General features: G+C 49.9%; 1 protein-coding gene and 1 pseudogene. Both read left to right on the top strand.

Annotation, left to right across the window (positions count from 1 at the left end; translation table 11 throughout):
• The coding region (locus M23134_RS37255; protein WP_002706446.1) for an agmatine deiminase family protein at positions 1–537 on the top strand (537 nt) is incomplete at its 5' end.
• Between the two features lie 48 nt (positions 538–585).
• Positions 586–993, top strand: a pseudogene (locus M23134_RS42395) (aldehyde dehydrogenase family protein); the annotation flags it as partial.
• Positions 994–1,056 lie beyond the last annotated feature (63 nt).

The raw sequence follows: 1,056 nt of genomic DNA, 5'->3' as shown, positions 1-1,056 counted from the left end.
GCAAGCGCAATCGAAGAGCAGTTAAAGGTATATCTCGGTATCGAAAAAATCATTTGGTTGCCAAATGGTTTATTCAATGACGAAACAGACGGCCATGTTGACAACCTGATGCACGTTATCGCACCGGGTAAGGTGGTACTGAGTTGGACCGATGACCCAAGCGATCCGCAATACGCGTTGTCTCGTCAAGCGGAACAAGTACTGAAATCTCAGCACGATGCGAAAGGGCGCGAGATTGAAATTGTCCGTTTGCCATTACCGGGTCCGTTGCATTACAGCGAGCGCGAAGCCAATGGCATTGACGCCAGTTCAGGAATGAGCCGACAAGCTGGCGAACGCCTAAGTGCCTCTTATGCGAACTTTCTTATCGTCAACGGCCATGTGTTCTTACCGATGTTGGATGAAGACACCGACGCCATTGCAATCGATATTTTGCAAAACGCGATGCCGGAATACCAAATCATCGCGATACCGTCGAGAGAGGTTCTACTGGGCGGAGGGAACATTCATTGCATTACGCAGCAGATCCCCGCTTAAACATAAGCTCGCAGCTGACTCAGCGGCGATGATGAGTTGTCAAAAGGAATGACCATGCAACAAATACAAAACCAAAGCCTTGTTTCGTTTATGGTAGCGAACCCACAACAGGGCATTGCAGTGACTAATCCGGCGACCGGAGAGCTTCTTGGGTACGCACCAGTCTCAACCGAGAACGACATTTTAAATAGCATTGAACGTGCCCATGTCGCGCAGAAAGAATGGTCGGCACTGCCAGCAAAAACGCGCGCTGGTATGCTCAATCGTTGGTTCCAACTCCTGTTAGAAAACAAAGCCGACCTTGGCCGTTTGATGACGTTAGAGCAAGGTAAGCCGCTAGCGGAAGCTCAAGGTGAAGTGCTTTACGGCGCGAGCTTTATCGAATGGTTTGCTGAAGAAGCGAAACGCACTTACGGCGAGACGATTCCTGCGCCAAGTGCAAGCATACGAACAACATCCAAACCAGTACGAATACCAGAGTCTACGAAGATCTTCAGATCGCCTTTACGGCGTCCGCAA

Source organism: Microscilla marina ATCC 23134 (assembly GCF_000169175.1).
Lineage (GTDB): Bacteria > Bacteroidota > Bacteroidia > Cytophagales > Microscillaceae > Microscilla > Microscilla marina.
Note: the sequence above shows the minus strand (reverse complement) of the source record. Positions and strands in the feature narration are given on the sequence as shown.